The organism is Thermodesulfobium sp. (assembly GCF_053498235.1).
This window is the reverse complement of record NZ_JBRCUV010000046.1, coordinates 1-16,756: the sequence shown is the minus strand read 5'-3', so window position 1 is coordinate 16,756 and position 16,756 is coordinate 1. Positions and strand designations below refer to the sequence as shown.

The 16,756-nt window shown below is 32.4% G+C and carries 20 protein-coding genes; 19 read left to right on the top strand and 1 reads right to left on the bottom strand.

Translation table 11 applies throughout. The annotated features are described in order from the left end of the window. On the bottom strand, window positions 1–696 hold a 696-nt coding region (locus tag ACWIUX_RS06510), incomplete at its 3' end, for an AAA family ATPase (protein ID WP_448589921.1). A 123-nt stretch (window positions 697–819) separates the two neighbouring features. Here ACWIUX_RS06510 and ACWIUX_RS06505 point away from each other — a divergent pair. The 19 genes from ACWIUX_RS06505 (at window position 820) to hemA (ending at window position 16,559) form a co-directional block, all read left to right on the top strand. Beyond that, a complete protein-coding gene (locus ACWIUX_RS06505; protein ID WP_448589920.1) occupies window positions 820–1,008 on the top strand; it encodes a DUF362 domain-containing protein in 189 nt (62 codons plus the stop codon). Window positions 1,009–1,026: 18 nt separating this feature from the next. Then, the gene (locus tag ACWIUX_RS06500) at window positions 1,027–1,239 is read left to right on the top strand and encodes a 4Fe-4S binding protein (RefSeq protein WP_448589919.1); all 213 of its coding nucleotides are present in this window, start codon (window positions 1,027–1,029) and stop codon (window positions 1,237–1,239) included. A gap of 263 nt (window positions 1,240–1,502) precedes the next feature. Then, window positions 1,503–2,378: a signal recognition particle-docking protein FtsY gene (gene ftsY / locus ACWIUX_RS06495; RefSeq protein ID WP_448589918.1), complete on the top strand. Its 876-nt coding sequence runs from the start codon at window positions 1,503–1,505 to the stop codon at window positions 2,376–2,378. Window position 2,379: 1 nt separating this feature from the next. Next, window positions 2,380–3,693: a signal recognition particle protein gene (locus ACWIUX_RS06490; RefSeq protein WP_448589917.1), complete on the top strand. Its 1,314-nt coding sequence runs from the start codon at window positions 2,380–2,382 to the stop codon at window positions 3,691–3,693. A 35-nt stretch (window positions 3,694–3,728) separates the two neighbouring features. Continuing rightward, entirely contained in the window at window positions 3,729–3,974 is a 246-nt protein-coding gene (gene rpsP / locus ACWIUX_RS06485; protein WP_448589916.1) for a 30S ribosomal protein S16, read from the top strand. A gap of 2 nt (window positions 3,975–3,976) precedes the next feature. Then, window positions 3,977–4,222, top strand: coding sequence for a KH domain-containing protein (locus ACWIUX_RS06480; RefSeq protein WP_448589915.1), 246 nt, complete (start codon window positions 3,977–3,979; stop codon window positions 4,220–4,222). Window positions 4,223–4,231: 9 nt separating this feature from the next. Continuing rightward, a complete protein-coding gene (trmD, locus tag ACWIUX_RS06475; RefSeq protein WP_448589914.1) occupies window positions 4,232–4,993 on the top strand; it encodes a tRNA (guanosine(37)-N1)-methyltransferase TrmD in 762 nt (253 codons plus the stop codon). 2 nt (window positions 4,994–4,995) lie between these two features. Further along, window positions 4,996–5,346 carry a 50S ribosomal protein L19 gene (gene rplS, locus ACWIUX_RS06470; RefSeq protein ID WP_448589913.1) on the top strand — a complete coding sequence of 117 codons (351 nt, stop codon included), beginning with the start codon at window positions 4,996–4,998 and terminating at the stop codon, window positions 5,344–5,346. Between the two features lie 10 nt (window positions 5,347–5,356). Further along, entirely contained in the window at window positions 5,357–5,872 is a 516-nt protein-coding gene (lepB, locus tag ACWIUX_RS06465; RefSeq protein ID WP_448589912.1) for a signal peptidase I, read from the top strand. Next, window positions 5,836–6,456: a ribonuclease HII gene (locus ACWIUX_RS06460; protein ID WP_448589911.1), complete on the top strand. Its 621-nt coding sequence runs from the start codon at window positions 5,836–5,838 to the stop codon at window positions 6,454–6,456. Before lepB ends, ACWIUX_RS06460 begins: the two co-directional genes overlap by 37 nt. Next, entirely contained in the window at window positions 6,449–6,802 is a 354-nt protein-coding gene (locus ACWIUX_RS06455) for a YraN family protein (RefSeq protein ID WP_448589910.1), read from the top strand. The genes ACWIUX_RS06460 and ACWIUX_RS06455 overlap by 8 nt, the downstream gene beginning before the upstream one ends. Further along, window positions 6,799–8,325: a YifB family Mg chelatase-like AAA ATPase gene (locus ACWIUX_RS06450; RefSeq protein WP_448589909.1), complete on the top strand. Its 1,527-nt coding sequence runs from the start codon at window positions 6,799–6,801 to the stop codon at window positions 8,323–8,325. Before ACWIUX_RS06455 ends, ACWIUX_RS06450 begins: the two co-directional genes overlap by 4 nt. Then, window positions 8,318–9,355, top strand: coding sequence for a DNA-processing protein DprA (dprA, locus tag ACWIUX_RS06445; protein WP_448589908.1), 1,038 nt, complete (start codon window positions 8,318–8,320; stop codon window positions 9,353–9,355). Before ACWIUX_RS06450 ends, dprA begins: the two co-directional genes overlap by 8 nt. Beyond that, window positions 9,352–12,564, top strand: a complete 3,213-nt coding sequence (locus ACWIUX_RS06440; protein WP_448589907.1) for an FAD-dependent oxidoreductase — start codon at window positions 9,352–9,354, stop codon at window positions 12,562–12,564. The genes dprA and ACWIUX_RS06440 overlap by 4 nt, the downstream gene beginning before the upstream one ends. 79 nt (window positions 12,565–12,643) lie before the next feature. After that, on the top strand, window positions 12,644–13,021 hold the full coding sequence (gene queD, locus ACWIUX_RS06435; RefSeq protein ID WP_448589906.1) for a 6-carboxytetrahydropterin synthase QueD: 378 nt from the start codon (window positions 12,644–12,646) through the stop codon (window positions 13,019–13,021). Then, the gene (gene argF / locus ACWIUX_RS06430; RefSeq protein WP_448589905.1) at window positions 13,018–13,947 is read left to right on the top strand and encodes an ornithine carbamoyltransferase; all 930 of its coding nucleotides are present in this window, start codon (window positions 13,018–13,020) and stop codon (window positions 13,945–13,947) included. The genes queD and argF overlap by 4 nt, the downstream gene beginning before the upstream one ends. Window positions 13,948–13,968: 21 nt before the next feature. Further along, the gene (locus tag ACWIUX_RS06425; protein ID WP_448589904.1) at window positions 13,969–14,646 is read left to right on the top strand and encodes a LolA family protein; all 678 of its coding nucleotides are present in this window, start codon (window positions 13,969–13,971) and stop codon (window positions 14,644–14,646) included. A 6-nt stretch (window positions 14,647–14,652) separates the two neighbouring features. After that, a complete protein-coding gene (locus ACWIUX_RS06420) occupies window positions 14,653–15,273 on the top strand; it encodes a precorrin-2 dehydrogenase/sirohydrochlorin ferrochelatase family protein (RefSeq protein WP_448589903.1) in 621 nt (206 codons plus the stop codon). Next, on the top strand, window positions 15,264–16,559 hold the full coding sequence (gene hemA / locus ACWIUX_RS06415; protein ID WP_448589902.1) for a glutamyl-tRNA reductase: 1,296 nt from the start codon (window positions 15,264–15,266) through the stop codon (window positions 16,557–16,559). Before ACWIUX_RS06420 ends, hemA begins: the two co-directional genes overlap by 10 nt. Window positions 16,560–16,756: the final 197 nt, after the last annotated feature.

The window sequence follows — 16,756 nt, the reverse complement described above, 5'->3', positions numbered from 1 at the left end:
TTCTTTTTCGAGATTAACCCTTTCTTTTTCGAGATTAACCCTTTTTACTTTCAATTCATTGAATTTTCTTACTATTAGTTCCTTATGTAAAAGGTCAATTTTATTTGATAGTTCAACATAAATGTTATATACTTTTAAATCTTTATAAAGGGTTTCCAATTGTGAGTTTTTCTTTTTTAATTCTTCCTGAGAAATTTCAATTTGTTGTTCCTTTTCCACAATTTTTAATTCAAGTTCAGTTCTTTCTGCTTTGTAATTTCCATAACCTAAAGATTCTAATAATATTTGACAGAGTTGATTGGGGTCTAAATTTAAAATCTTATCTACCGATCCTTGATTTATTATTAGAAAAAGATTTGTCCCAAGTCCTAGTGGCATCAAAATATCTATCATTTGTTTCTTTTGTACTTCATTTCCATTTAAATAATAGTTGTTGATGCCACCTCGTGACATATATCTTTTTATATTTAATTCAGGATTGTTTTTTCTTGATTCGTCTAAAAAGCTTACTTCAACTTCACAATAGTTTACGGGTTTGAGATTTTTGTATCCAGAAAATAATAGTTCAACAGAAAGATCTGCTCTAATTGAAGAAATCCTACTGCCAAGTGCCCATTTGATGCTTTCTCCAATATTGCTTTTTCCTGAACCATTCGGGCCTATTATAACATTTAGTCCCTTCTCAAATTCAAATATAAATTCTTTATAAAAACTTTTAAAACCAAAAATTTTTAGATATTGAAGATAAATTTTTTCCCTCCGAGATATATGTTTTGCTATAATGAATTATAATGATATCATATAATTGAGGTATATATTTTGAACGTTAAAATTGATTTTAAGGCGCATATATGTGTAGGTTGTGAGTCATGCGTTTTGTTATGTCCTGTTAGTGCTATAAACTTAGTAAATTTTAAAGTTTTCTTTGATTTAGGCAAATGTAAGAAATGTAGAATTTGCGAACAAGTTTGCCCTATGGGCGCTATAGAATTTCAAGATAAAGTATGAATGTTTAAGGAGGAAAATTTGGCCAAGGGGATAGCTGTAGTTTTTTCAATAGATCCTGAGTTGTGTGAAGCTTGTGGTGCCTGTGTCCTTATTTGTCCTACAGGAGCTATTTTTATAAGTGAAAAGGAAATTGAATTTTCAGTAATTGATCCGAATAAATGTCAGGGTTGTGGAGTATGTGCAATTGTGTGTCCAAATGGAGCTGTTAAAGAAAAATTGAATGAATGTTAATCTTGTTTTTTTCGAAATTTAAAACATTAAAAATAATTAAGTAGTTTTAGAAGGTAACAGGAAAGTTTTGGATGTGCTTGATTATTTTTTTATTATTATATATTATTATACAGTTTATTGTGTATTATACAGAGAAAGCTTAGTAATGAATTACAAATCTTCTCAAATAAGGTTAAAAAAGCAAATTTGTGATAGAATGAACATTTACGGAAATGGGATAATATTTTGTTTTTTAAATAAAAAGTAAGGAGGAAAGCTAATAGTTGTTCTTATTTGACAAAGTTAAAGAAGCGCTAACAAGAACTAGAAGAGTTTTTAGTTCTGTTGTGGGAATGGATAGCGTAAACTGGGATGAAATATTGGAAAAATTTTTGCTTGTCGATGTTGGTTCTGATATTGCACAAGAAATTATTAAGGATGCTAAAAAAAGGTGGTTGAGTGCCGCTCCTATAGAAATTGCGTTAAAAGAGGCAATAGAGAGTTTTTTACCTGAGGGGAAGCCACAGCTTTTTTTTACAAATGAACATCCTTGTGTTTGGCTTTTGGTAGGTGTTAACGGTAGTGGAAAAACTACCACATGCGCTAAACTTGCAAAATATGCAATTGAAGAATTCAAGGCTAGCCCTTTACTTGTAGCTGCTGATACATTTAGAGCTGCTGCGATTGATCAGTTAAAGATCTGGGGTGAAAAACTAAACATAGATGTTATCTCTCAAAAAGAAAATTCCGATCCAGCAGCCGTGGTTTTTGATGGCTTGAAAGCAGGAAGGAGTAGAAAGCGAAACCCTATTATTGTTGATACTGCAGGTAGACTACATACTAAAGACAACTTAATGGAAGAGCTTAAAAAAATTAATAGGGTTATAGGAAAAGAAATAGAAGGAGAACCCTCTGAAATTCTCTTAGTACTAGATGCCTCTACAGGGCTTAATGCTGTTAAGCAGGCAGAAGTTTTTAATCAATCATTGAAAATAACTGGAATAATTCTTACGAAGTTGGATAGTTCAGCAAAAGGTGGTTATGTGTTGAACATTACCAAGAAATTTAACATTCCAGTGAAGTTTATTGGTGTAGGAGAAGGAGTAGATGACCTGGTTCCTTTTGATAAAACGCAATATGCAGAAGGGTTAATTCCATAAAATGCTTTCTGATTTCAGTGAGAAAATCCAGGGCCTTTTTAAAAAGTTTAGAAATTATGGCAAGTTAACTGATAAAGAGATTGAAGAGATCTGTCGAGATATTAGACTTTTGTTTCTTGAGTCTGATATCGCTTTATCAGCAACCAAAAAAATAGTAGAAGAGATAAGAAACCGCTTAAAAACTTTGGAATTTACTACTGAAACATCACCAGGTACTGTGGTTTCAAATATAGTAAGAGAAGAATTAATCAACCTACTTGGTAAACCAGGCAGTATTGATTTTTCAGAAAAACCAAGTGTGATAATGATGGTAGGTATTCAGGGTAGCGGTAAGACGACAACTTCTGCGAAAATTGCAAATTATTTTGCTACAAAGGAAAACAAAAAACCATTGCTTGTAGGGGCCGATGTAAGGAGACCTGCTGCACAATTGCAATTGGAGAAGTTATCAAAGCAAATTAAAGTTCCGTTTTTTACTGATAAAGACCCTTTTTCAGCTTTTGAGGGAGCTTTAAAGCTTGCAAAGTCAAATGGATACGATCTAATAATAGTTGATACTGCAGGTCGAACTCATGTAGATGAGGAACTTCTTGGCGAACTCAAATTATTAAACGAAAGGTTCAAACCAAATAATAATGTCTTAGTTATTGACTCAATGATGGGACAGGAAGCGACAAAAGTTGCAAAAGCCTTTTTTGAAACTATACCATTAACAGGAGCAGTACTAACAAAATTTGATGGTGATGCAAGAGGTGGAGCTGCATTCTCTTTAAGAGAAGTTACAGGCATACCTTTAATTTTTCTCGGAGTTGGCGAGAAAATACAAAATATAGAAAAGTTTGATCCTGTAAGAGTAGTAAACAGGATTATAGGTATGGGTGATATTGAAGGTTTAATAGAGAGAGTATCAGATATTAAAGTTGATATAAGCAAAAAACCACCTGAAGAAATTCAAAAGTGGAATTTCGATACCTTTTTGGAAAGTATGCGTCAGATAAGAAAGATGGGACCATTAGAAGAGCTTTTATCTATGATACCTGGCTTTTCAAATATTAAACAGATGAAAGATATGATACCGGATGAAAAACAAATGAAAAGAATCGAAGCAGTAATGTTGTCGATGACTCCTATGGAAAGGAAAAGACCTGAAATAATAGATGCAAGCAGAAAAAGAAGGATTGCAAAAGGTTCAGGAACATCAATTCAAGAAGTAAATCAGCTTTTAAAACAATATGAAATGTTTAAAAAGATGTTTAAGTCAAAAAATTTGAAAAAAGGCTTTAAATTACCAAATTTTCCAATAGGAAGAATTTAATAAATTATAAAATTTACCTAGGAGGTTTGTTATTAGTGGTTAGAATTCGTCTTCAACGTGTAGGTGCAAAAAATAGACCATCATATCGAATTGTGGTTGCAGAAAGAAGAAGTGCATTAAACGGCAAAACTCAAGATGTAATAGGATTCTATAATCCTTTACCAGAGAATGCAGTATTCAAAATTGATGTAGAGAAATACAACGATTATATTTCTAAAGGTGCCAAACCATCAGAAGCAGTTGAAAAGTTGTTTTCAAAATTTGTTAATCCAAAGGCTTAATATTGATCAAATTTTTAAAAATTACTATAAAAAATTTAGTAGAAAATCCTGCTGAAGTCGTAATAAATGAATTTGTAGACGAAAACAATATACACTATGAAGTTTGCCTTAAGCCAGAGGATTTTGGCAGAGTGATTGGAAAACATGGTCAGATAATAGATTCAATTAGACAGATCTTGAAGGTAGTTGGGAAGAAGAAGAAAATCAATTATTCTGTGGAAGTTAAACAACATTTGGCTAAAAATTGAGGGAAATAGATGAATTCGTATTATATCTTGACCCTGTTTCCAGAAATATTTCATGTTTATTTTAATATTGGTCTTGCAAAAAAAGGATTAGAAAAGGGTTTATTTAATGTAAATGTTATAAATATTAGAGATTTTGCAAAAAATAAATTTAAAAAGGTTGATGACTATCCGTTTGGCGGTTCTTCTGGTCTAGTTTTACAGGTACAGCCCATAATAGATGCAATTGATTACGTTGAACAAGCTTGCCCAGGCGTTGTTTGTTTTTATCCTTCTCCTAGGGGAGAGGTAATAAAACAAAAAAAGCTTTGTGAAATTTCACAAAAATTTGATAAAATATGTTTTCTGTGTGGTCATTATAAAGGTATAGATGAGAGAGTATTCAAGTTGAAAAAAATAAAAGAAATTTCTGTGGGAGATTATGTTTTAAATTCTGGAGAAGTTGCTACAATAGTTTTGTTGGATGGTTTGCTAAGGTTGATACCTGGATTTATTGGAAACGAAAAGTGTATAATGGAAGATTCAATTTCAAGTCGCCTTTTGGAATCGCCGAATTATACAAAACCAAGAGAAATTTTTGGTGAAGTGGTGCCTGATGTTTTATTAAGCGGTCATCACAAAAACATTAGATTTTGGCAGTTAAAAGAATCTTTTAAAAGAACTGTAAAATCAAAGCCTTATTTAATTTTGGGTAGAAATTTCGATAAGTGTGAAAAAGCTGCTTATGCTCAAGCAAAAGAGGAAATATTAAAAGAATTGTATTCTGGAGGTTAGAGATGTCACAGGAACTTATTAAAAAGGTAGAGTCAAAATTTCTCAAGAAGGATGTCCCAACATTTAATGTTGGTGATGCAGTTAAAGTTTATGCTAAGGTTGTAGAGGGAGAAAAAGAAAGAACACAAGTCTTTGAAGGTATAGTAATTGCAAAGAAACATGGTGGATTAAGAGAAAGTTTTGTAGTAAGAAAGGTATCATATGGTATAGGTGTGGAGAAAAGTTTTATGTTACACTCACCTAATGTTGAGAAGGTTGAGGTAATCAGAAAAGGTAAGGCAAAAAGAGCAAAACTTTATTATCTTAGAGATAAGATAGGAAAACTTGTATCTCACGTAAAAGAAAAGTTCTAAGGCGAAAAAATTGAAGAAAAAACCATTTTGGAGAGAAACTGTAGAATCTCTTGTAATTGCTCTTGTTTTAGCTTTTTTTGTTAGAACTTTTCTTTTCCAAATATTTTATATTCCTAGTGGTTCAATGGAACCTACTTTAATGCCTGGAGATAGAGTTTTGGTATCAAAAATAGATTATCATTTTGTACCAATTCAAAGGTTTGATGTAATAGTCTTTAGATATCCGGTGGACCCTTCTAAAGACTTTATTAAAAGGGTTATTGGTTTACCTGGTGATACAGTCGAAGAAAAGGACGGTGTTTTTTATATTAATGGTAAGAAGCTAGTCGAGAATCATCCTATGTATAAAGACAATTTTAATTATCCACCCACAAAAGTCCCAGAAAATTACTATTTTGTACTCGGAGATAATAGAGGAAATTCTGATGATTCAAGGTTTTGGGGTTTTGTCCCAAAACAGAATATTATTGGAAAGGCTTGGTTTATTATTTGGCCACCTGGAAGGATAGGTTTGATCCCTCAATAATAGATTTTTTCCCATCATTGGGTATTGATGAGGTGGGGCGGGGAGCTCTAGCAGGTCCACTAGTTGTTGGGGCGGTTTATTTTGATAAGGATTGTGAAATTGATGGATTAAAAGATTCAAAGCTCCTTGGAGACGTAGAGAGAAGAAAGTTGTGCGAAATTATAAAAAAGAAAGCATCTTATTGGTCAATTGGGTGGGCATATCATTGGGAAATAGATAAATTGAATATCTATAGTGCACTTGTACTAGCTTGCAAAAGGTCTATTTTAAATCTTAATTTTTTTCCAAATACTATTTTTTTTGATGGTTCTCTGAAATTGAAAACTTTTCCACTTAAACATATTGTTTTTCCAAAAGCTGATAATTTAGTGCCGTCAGTTGCTGCGGCATCAATTATAGCCAAGGTTGCCAGGGATGATTATATGATTAATATTGCAAGATTTTATCCAGATTATCATTTTGATTTACACAAAGGTTATGGTACAAAATCGCACATTGAAGTACTTAAGAAAATTGGCTTATCGAAGATTCACAGGAAAACCTTTTGTAAATTTTTAAATAAACAGAGGTCGCTTTTTGAGTAGTCGCGATAAAGGAAATATATATGAAAGTATTGCCTGTAATTATCTTGTGGGTAATGGATATTCAATCTTTGAGAGAAATCTTTCAACTAAACTTGGTGAAATTGATATATTGGCAAAAAAGGATAATGTACTTGTATTAGTTGAGGTTAAGGGGAAAAATTCAGAAAAATTTGGTCATCCTTTAGAATTTATAACCAAAAGTAAATTATTAAAAATTAAGAAAGCTTATAATCTTTTGCTTTCAGAAGGTGTTTTACCTGAACATGAAGTTGTAAGAATTGATGTAATTTATTTTAAACCAAATAGTGAGTATGTACATATTATTGGAGATGATTGGATTTTATGATCTCGAAGGTAAAAAGCGTTACTTTAAACGGACTTGATACATATTTGGTTGATATTGAAGTTAGCTTTACTACTGGTTATCCTGGTTTTACTATTGTTGGACTTCCTGATGCAGTTATTCAAGAATCAAGAGAAAGAATTAAGACTGCACTCAAACACGTATACAGTGAAATACCCATAAAAAAAATTACAGTTAACCTTGCTCCTGCTGATTTAAGAAAAGAAGGTTCATACTTGGATTTACCTGTTGCAGTAGGAATTTTGGAAGCAGCGGGAATAATCGGAAAGATTCCTGAAAATATGGCTTTTATTGGAGAACTAGGCCTTGATGGTCAGATACGCGGAGTTTCAGGTGCAATTTCACTGGCGCTTGGTGCTAAAAATTTGGGAATTGAGTCTCTTGTTTTGTCCGAAGAAAACGCCCATGAAGGCGCAATAGTTCCTGAGATAAAAACCTATAGCTTTTCAAATCTTAATCAACTTATTGAAGTTTTCACAGGTAACCTTGCACTTGATAATTTTCTTGCTAAAAAAACAATAGAAGAAGAAATCGAAACCTCTTTTGATATTGATTATTCAGACGTAAAAGGGCAAGAAAGAGCAAAAAGAGCAATTGTTATTTCTGCAGCTGGTGGGCACAATATACTTCTGATGGGGCCTCCTGGTTCTGGTAAGTCAATGTTAATGAAGAGGTTTCCTACAATTTTGCCAGATCTTGATGATGAAGAAAGTATAATTGTAACTCAGATTTATAGCTTAATAGGAGAAATGAAAAATAGAAAAAGTCTTATAAGGAAACGACCGTTTAGAAGCCCTCATCACTCAATATCTCCAGCAGGTCTAGTGGGAGGAGGATCGCCACCTAGACCTGGTGAAATGAGTTTGGCACACAGAGGAGTTTTGTTTCTTGATGAAATTCTTGAGTTCAGAAAGGATTTAATCGAATCTTTAAGGCAACCCCTGGAAGATGGAAAAATTACAATAAGTAGGGCATCATCATCAATAACTTTTCCTGCCCAATTTTTATTAGCAGCTTGCTCTAATCCATGTAGGTGTGGCTATTTTAAAGATAGGTTTAATCCTTGTACATGTGCTATTAGTGACATAAAAAAATATAGAAGTAAGCTTTCAGGGCCTATTAGGGATAGATTTGACATTATGCTCGAGGTTCCAAGACTTTCAAACGAAGAATTGTTGGAAATGAAAACTGGCAAAACCTCTGAGGAGATGAAAAATGAAGTATTGAAGGCAAAAAAATTTAAGTTATATAGGACTAAGGGCAATCCTAAAAATAATTCTGAACTTAGCCCGAAAGAGATAAAAAAATATATAATTTTGGATGATAAAGCTAAAAGGTTGCTTGCAACTGCAATAGATAACCACCATTTTTCTGCTAGAGCTTATGATAAAATTTTAAAACTTTCTAGAACTATAGCGGATTTAAATGAAGAAGAAATCGTTAATTCGCAACACTTGGCAGAAGCTATTTCTTTAAGGAATATAAAATGGGATCCCTATGAATAATATAGAGTTATGGGTAGCTCTTTCTCTTGTTAAAGTTCCATTTAAGAGGATTAGAGATAAACTTGAAGATATTAATCTCTTAGAAAGTGCCATAAGAGAGCGCGATAATGTAAATAAGAACAAGTTAAAAGAGAGAGTAAAGTCAATTTTAGAATTTTCAGAGAAAAGCAATGTTGAATTAGTTCCATATATATCAGAAAGTTATCCTGAAAGTTTAAAACACTTAAATGATCCACCAATTTTGCTTTATTGTAAAGGTGATTTGAGTTTATTAAAAAACACAAAGATGATATCTATAGTTGGTTCAAGAAGACCTACAACATATGGTAGATCACAAGCTATGGAATTTTCTAAACAACTTGCAAGTTTTGGATTCACAATAGTTTCTGGTCTAGCAAGAGGGATTGATGAATCTGCCCACAGGTCCTGTTTGGAGGTAGGTGGGAAGACTATAGCAGTACTTGGTAATGGATTGGATATATTTTATCCGATCGAAAACAGAGAACTGCAAGTTGAGATTTCAGAAAGTGGTCTTTTAATAAGCGAATATTCTTTGGGAGAAAGTCCAACTACTTATTCTTTCCCGCAGAGGAATAGAATTATAGCAGCTATTTCAAGAGGTACGCTTGTAGTTGAAGCCGCAAAGAAAAGTGGAGCGCTTTTGACTGCAAATTATTGTTTAGATCTTGGAAAAGATGTTTTTGCCCTTCCTGGTCCGGTGAGTTCCCCTAAAAGTTTCGGAACAAATACGCTTATCAAGAATGGAGCCATTTTAGTGCGTTCATTTGAAGATATATTAGATGAATATGGGTACAAGATTGAGAAAGTAAATAACCTCGAACAATCTGATGTTCTTACGGCACAAGAAGAAAGAGTTTTATCATGTTTGAATTCTTCTAATTATACCCCCTTTGAGTTGATTTCTTCTAAAATTGAAGATCTAGAGCCTCAGGATTTAATACTTATATTAACTGAGCTTACTTTAAAGAATAAAATAGTTGAGGATGGGGGAAGTTATAAAATTTTATGAAAAGTTCTAGATATAATTTAGTGATATTACTTTCTTTTTTTGTTACGATTACTATAATTCTCTTTATTGCTTTTATGTCGAGTAAAAAGGACAACAGTGTTTATTCGGGAAGTTGGTTACAACCTGGATATAACCAAGAAGGAACCAGGTATTCTGATGTAAATATCCCTTTACATCCTAAAGTAAAGTGGACTTATAATGCAAAGGGTTGGATTATTGGTAGCCCTGCTGTAAAGGATAACTTTGTTTATGTCAATGTTTTAGGTGGAGAGCTTGTTAAATTAGATTTGAATGACGGAAAAGTTGTATGGTCAATAGGTGAGGGTGGATTTGGTTCTGCAGTTATAAATGGGGACAAAATTTATGCAGGTATGGTTGGGAAATACGGTCTTTCATCTGTTGATCTGCAAAATGGGTATGTATATTTTTCAAATCCTTTATGGAGAGGAATTCGTTCTAGTCCTGTTGTAGATAATGATATGGTTTTCATAACGTCATTGGATGGTAATATTTATTCATTTAATTCAACAACAGGAAAGAAGATTTGGTCGAGATTTTTAGGCGAACACGAAATGGCTACTCCATCTGTTTCAAGTGGCAGAGTGGTGGTAGGAAGTGAAGAAAAAATATTGTATTGCCTATCGGAAAAAAATGGAATGATTTTATGGAAATTAAGGTTATCAAATATTATTAGAGCTGCCCCAACAATTTTTGATAATAAAATTTATGTTGGCGATTTTTCAGGAAACTTTTATTGTATCGACCTTAAATATGGAAAAATTTTGTGGGATTATAAAACGGGAGATGCAATTCTTAATTCTGCAGCAGTGAGCCCTGATGGGAATATTTATTTTCCTTCTTGTGATGGTTACGTATATGCGTTAAATCCTTCGGGCAAATTATTGTGGAAATTCAAAACAAATAGCTATCCATCTTCTTCTGTTACTGCTGCTAAAGACAGCGTGTTATTTGGTACTTATGAAGGTGGTATTTATGCTCTAAATATGGCAAATGGTAATGTAATTTGGAGGTTGTATGCAGGTGGCCCTATTAGAACAAATGTTGTCCCATTAAATAATATCGTTATTACTGGATCCGATGATGGGAAAGTATATGCCTTTACAGATGATGGAACGCTGCCTGCCGATAAGAAGGTAGTAGCTTATACTGAGGATAAAGTTGTTTCTGCACAATTAGAAGGAAACAGTGTAATTGTTCCGTCTGAAAACATTAAATGTTCTGATAAGGTTGATGTTTTGATTTTTGGTGGTTCTATTAGTGCGCTTACAGTAGCAAAGCAAATTAAAGATTTAGGTAAAAGTGTAATGATAATTGACAGTGCCCCATTTCTTGGCGGAAAGTTTACACAAAGTCTTTCTCCTTTGCTGTTTTCAGAGCTTAGCGATAATTTTAGGGATTTTATAAAACGTATTCAAGATAAATACTATAAAAAGGTTTCAAATAACAAATATGTTGACACAGAAATATTAAAATTTGCTCTAGATAAATTTGCAAGAGAGAATAAAATTCCTGTTTTATTTCACTCATACCCTTTGGGGGTGTTTGACAAGGATGGTTACAAGTATACCTTATTTATTTCAAAAGGCGGTCATCAAATAATACGTTCCAAAATTGTTATTGATTCTTCAAACAATTCTTTGCTGTTAGGAACTATAAATCCTTCAATCTTGAATTTTAACAGAGCAGTATTAAACTTTTCAGTAATAAGTTCGAATTATAACAATACCAACAGCGCATTCAATAATCAGAAGATTTTATCCTTTAGTTTAGAAAAACCAATAGAAAATTCAAGTGAATACATCAAAGCTGAAGAATACCTAAGAAATATGTATTCAAATTATATACTTTCAAATCATTCCTTTGTACCTGGAGTATCTCCTATAAGTTTAGTTCTAAAAAGGCTAAATAATAATTTTGAAGAAATTCAAGATGGTGAATTTTTATTGCCTGATAACCCTTATACCCCTGAAAGCGTAGTAGACAAAATTGTTAGTTCACTTGATAGTGTTAAAACTGGTGAACCTGAAGATACTTTCTTTGTAAAGGAAGAAAAGATTCCAGTTGTGGGTAAATATGACGTTGTTGTTGTTGGAGGGGGTCCAAGCGGTTTTGCAGCTTCAATTATGGCTGCTAGAAAAGGAATGAAGGTAGCACTTGTTGAACAGTATCCATTTTTTGGTGGAATGGGAACTGCAGGTGGGGTCAGTTATTTTGAACCTGGTTCTGTTGGTGTAATCTTTAATGAGGTAAGAGCAAGACTTTATGGATCAAAAGATTTACCAAACGTTGGTAGACTTTTTGATACTGAGGTTGCAAAATCAATATATCAAAATATGGTTTACAACGAAAAGAACATTACCGTTTATTTCGATTCCTTTGCTTTAATGCCTGTAATGGAATCAAATAAAGTTTTAGGAGTAGTTATCAAAAGACCATTTGATAGCGTTGCTATTTTAGGCAAAAGAGTAATTGATGCAACAGGTGATGGTGATATTGCAGCTAAAGCAGGAGTTAAATATGTATTTGGTAGAACTTGGGATCATAAAATTATGCCCTTGACAACCATGTTTACTATGTATCCTACAGGTCCAAAAAGAGAAAAAGGCGTATGGGTGCTTTCAAACGGAAAGGTGTTAGTCAATGAAACTAGAGTATACGCGAATCCTCTAAATATAGATAAGTTTTCAAATGCAGAAATGATTGGCAGAGAAGAAATGTGGGATGACTTTTCAAAAATCCAAAGAAATTATGATTACAGAATATTATCATCTGGACCTCAAATTGGAGTTAGAGAATCTCGACATTTTCTTGGTGAATATACCCTTCAGGAAAAGGATATTATTGTTGGAAGACACTTTTACGATGGGATTGCTTTATGTTTCTATGGAGTTGATATTCATAATCCGTATGGTGGTAATGGAGGTTTTCAATTGCCTATTATTCCCTATGAAATACCGTTAAGAACTTTAATTCCTCAGGGAGTTGATAATCTGATAATTGTTGGAAGAACAATTAGCGCACAACCTCTTGCAATGGCCTCCTTTAGAGTACAATCAACTATGATGAGTGTAGGTGAAGCGGGCGGACTTTTAGCTGCTGAATCAATAAAATCAAATGTGCCAGTTAAAGATGTAAATGGTGCAAAGATTAAGGATATTCTAAGAAGCATGGGAGTATATCTTCCATAGAATATGTTAATATTATCAATATATGTTTTTGAAAAGTTTAAGATGTATACTTTATTAATGAGGAATGGAGAAAATACAAATGTATACTTTAATAGTTGAGGATACCTTTTCTTCGGCTCACTTCTTAACTTATAACGATAATACTGAGTTTGAACCTATTCATGGACATACCTTTAAAGTAAGCGTTGAAATTTCAGGCAATTCGTTAGATGAATTTGGAATGTTAATTGATTTCAGAATTATAAAGAAAAAATTAAAGGAAATTATAGATGTTTTCGATCACAAGCTTTTAAATGAAGTTGTGACATTTAGTCCAACATCAGAAAATTTGTCAAAATATATATTTGATGAGTTTGAAAAATTTCTAAAAAATTACAAAGGAATAAATGTTAATTCTATCACTGTCTGGGAATCACAAACAACTTGTGCAAAATATCAAAAAGAGGTGCAAAAATGAACAAAAAATCTTTTTTGGATTTAACGGTTTTTGATAGTAATTCTCTACGAGAGATTATAAAACTTTCAGATAAGCTTTCCAGAGAGAGGTTTTTACTAGGTGATGTATTGAAACAAAAAATCATTGCTCTAATTTTTTTAAAACACTCTACTAGGACAAGGGTTTCCTTTGAGGTTGCAATTAGAGAACTTGGTGGAAGTGCTATTTTCCTTGGTAGAGATGAGCTCCAAATAGGAAGAGGTGAGCCAATAAAGGATACAGCCAGAGTATTAAATGGGTATGTTCATGGTATAGTAGCAAGATTATATGGTCATGATTCCTTAATTGAACTTGCAAAATATTCATCTGTTCCTGTCATTAATGCTTTAACTGATTATAATCATCCAGTACAAATTCTTGCGGATCTCCTTACGGTTTATCAAGAATTCAAAACTTTTAAGGTTAAATGGGCTTACGTTGGGGATGGAAACAACGTTGCTAGATCACTGGTAGAAGCTGCTAGTATAATTGGATTTGAACTTTATATAGCTTCTCCACAAGGTTACGAACTTGAAGACGAATTTAAAGAGAAGTATAGAAATTTTGACTTTATAAAATTTACAAACGACCCAATTTTATCTGTGAAGGACGCATCGGTAATATATACTGATACCTGGATTAGCATGGGACAAGAGGAAGAAAAGGAAAAAAGAATATCGGATTTTAAAAATTATATGGTTAGCAGCCAACTTTTTTCTTATGCAAAGGATGATGCTATATTTTTACACTGTTTGCCTGCGTACAGAGGTCTTGAGGTTAGCGAGGAGATCTTAGAAGGCGAAAGATCTAGGGTTTTCAAACAAGCTCATAATAGATTGCATACTGAAAAGGCTCTTTTGTGGTCTATATATAGTGGTTATTTATCTGATAAAATTTTGCTAAAGTAAATTTTCTGGAGGTAAAAGTCTATGAGGTTTTTAATAATTGTGTTTTTAATGTTTAGTTTATTAATTCCAACCAATTTTGCTTTTGCAGAGAAAAGTTCTACTACCGAAGAGAATCCTAAAACAGAAAAAAATGCACCTGATGTTTTTAGTAAACTTGAAGATGTACCTGACATGACTTTTAAAATTAACTTTGACTCTTTTAAGTATAAAAAAGCAAAATCTGCAAATATTTATCTTAAACCAGGAAAAATTTTAATCAGTTTTAACGGTCCCCTATTTTTAGGACAACAGACACAAATACTTGCACTTAGTAAAGATAGATCTGTTTATTTCATGCTGCCAGTCCTACAAAGGGCTATAAGATTTGAAGCTGATAAATTTCCAAAGTATACAAAAGAGTTGAATGAATTTTTTATATTGCCAACTTACGGTGAACAGGTTATGAAAGATAATAGTTTTACAAAAATTGGTGAAGAAGAGGTAGAAGGTGAAACTTGTTATGAAATGCAGAAAAAGATTGAAGGGAAAGAACTTACTGTATGGGTTGGTAAATGGACACATTATGTGAGAAAAGCAGATTTAACATCTTCTAAAGGAACTACTCACATAACTATAACTGATTTAGTATGGGGTTTCCCTGTATCCGATGATTATTTTAAAATTCCAGCTAATATGATAGTTTACGATTGGAAAAAATAAGATAGTATGTATTTTCCCTTTCTAATAGATTTGGATGGCAAAGCTATACTAGTAGTTGGTGGAGGAAAAGTAGCTTATAGAAAAGTTTTGCTTTTTAAAAGATTTACAAAAAATATTACCATTTTATCGCCTGTAATATGTCATGAAATGGAAGAAGAGATTAAAAGAAATAAATTTTCTTTTTTAAAAAAAAGTTTTGAAAATGATGATATTCTTAAGTTTGATATAATTATAGCTGCAACTAATAATAGGGATGTAAATAGGACAATTTCTTTAGAGTCAAAAAGAAAAAATAAATTGGTTAATGTTGTTGACGATCCGGAGCTTTGTGCTTTTATAGTGCCATCTATAATATCTTACGAAAACTTTTTAATAGCTTTTTCTACTTTTGGCAAAGTTCCATCACTATCAAGAGTGTTTAGGGAAGAGGTTGAGAGGGATTTTAATTCAGATTTTAATAGTGTTGTTGGGTATCTTGAATCTTTGAGAGAGGGTTTGAAAAGTAAAAATTATTTGCCAGAAGTTAGAGACAAGATTTTACTTGATTGTTCTCGAAGAGCATTTGAGTACTTTAGAAAAGGGAAAAGCTTATCTGAAATTAGGGCGATGATTGAAAGTTGCAATTAAGACTAGTAGGTTTAAATTTTAAAAGTGCAACGCTGGATATAAGAGAAAGGGTTTCTTTCCCAACACATAAACATTTAATTTCAGGTCTCGAAACCCTTTTTTTTATTGTAGAACCAGATGAAGCAGTTTTAATCTCAACTTGTAATCGAACTGAAGTTGTTTGTGTAAATCCAAAAAAGGATATTTTAGATTTCTTCTCGTATGTCGCAAACATTCCAAAAGAATCTATTAAAAAGTTCACTTATTCCTTTGAAGATATCCAAGTTGCAAAGCACTTGTTTTTTGTAGCTTCTAGCCTTGACTCTTTAGTAATTGGAGAAAGCCAAATTCTTTCTCAAATAAAAGATGCTCAAGAGATTGCAAACGTAAATAAGTTTAGTGGTCTAGTTTTGAATCATTTGATATCCCAAGCAATTAGGGTTGGAAAGAGAATAAGAACAGAAACCCAAATTGGTAAAGGTAACATGAGCGTTGCAACAGTTGCTATTGATCTTGCTAATTCAATCTTTGGTTCCATTGAAAAAAAGAAGATTTTAGTAGTAGGCGCAGGTAAAATGTCCAAGCTTTTTTTGAAAACTTTAAAGAACCATGGTATTACAAATATATATGTTAGTAATAGAAGCAAAGAAAAAGGGCTAGAACTTTCTTTTGAATTTGGTGGAAAATTTATAGAGTTTGAGAGAAGGTTTGAAATTTTAAAGGAAGTTGATATTGTACTTTCTTCTACTGGTTCATGTGATTATATTTTTCCTTTTGATATGGTTAAAAAGAACACGATCAAAAGAACCGAATCGCTATTTATGATTGATATTGCCATTCCAAGAGATATAGATCCAAAAGTTAACAGCTTAGAAAATGTTTTTCTGTATAATATTGATGATCTTACTAAAGTTGTAGAAAAAAACAAATTAAGAAGGTTAAAAGAAATTCCTAGAGTTGAAGCTATAATTGAGGAAGAACTAAAAACATTTAATCACTGGTGTTATCTCAATAGAATAATTCCTACAATTTCAAGAATTAGAATAGGTGCGGAAAAAATTAGAAAAGCTGAGATGGAAAAAACTCTTTCTAAGTTAGAAAGTAAGCTTTCAGAAAAAGAAATTGAGCAAATAGATGCTATGACAAAGGCTATAGTAAAAAAAATTTTACACAATCCAACAGTCCAATTAAAAAGGCATGTGAATGATAAGAATTTGGAAAGTATAATTAGTATTACTGAACTTTTATTTAACTTAAATTCGGATTCTTTATTGCCTGATTTTGGTAAACATAAGGAGTCAAAATGATGTTAATAGCTATAGATTTGCTTATCTTATCTTTTCTCTTTTCTCTCTTAAATATTTTTAAAAAAAGCAAAATCAATATATACCTCTCACTCCTGTTTGGATTGAGTTGCTTTTTAGATTTAGCTTTTTATATTATCAAACTATTTTTGAGTTCACCGCTCCTTTTTATAAACATATTTATGTACGAAAAACTAATT